Here is a 243-nt window from a genome sequence, read left to right on the forward strand (position 1 = left end):
CGTTAAGGATTTGGAAGAGGGTTTGTTCCGTAAACGACTGATTTCATACGGTGGATTGTTGAAGGAAATACACAAAGAATTAAATTTAGATGATGCAGAAGATGGCGATTTGGTAAAAGTGAATGAAGAAAATGATGATGAAAAAGAAGATGAAGGATTTACAGTCACAGCAATGTGGAACTGGAACAGGCAAAATTATTATATAAAAAATGATTGATAAAGGGGTCATGAAAATTGAAGATT

The 243-nt window shown here is 33.3% G+C and carries 1 protein-coding gene; it reads left to right on the plus strand.

Annotation, left to right across the window (positions count from 1 at the left end):
- Positions 1–217: protein rep (locus tag AWV70_RS22310; RefSeq protein WP_235588823.1), on the plus strand; the 217-nt coding region annotated here is incomplete at its 5' end.
- Between the last annotated feature and the right edge of the window lie 26 nt (positions 218–243).

Origin of the sequence: Sporosarcina koreensis (assembly GCF_001531445.1) — a bacterium.
Taxonomy (GTDB): Bacteria; Bacillota; Bacilli; order Bacillales_A; family Planococcaceae; genus Sporosarcina; species Sporosarcina koreensis_C.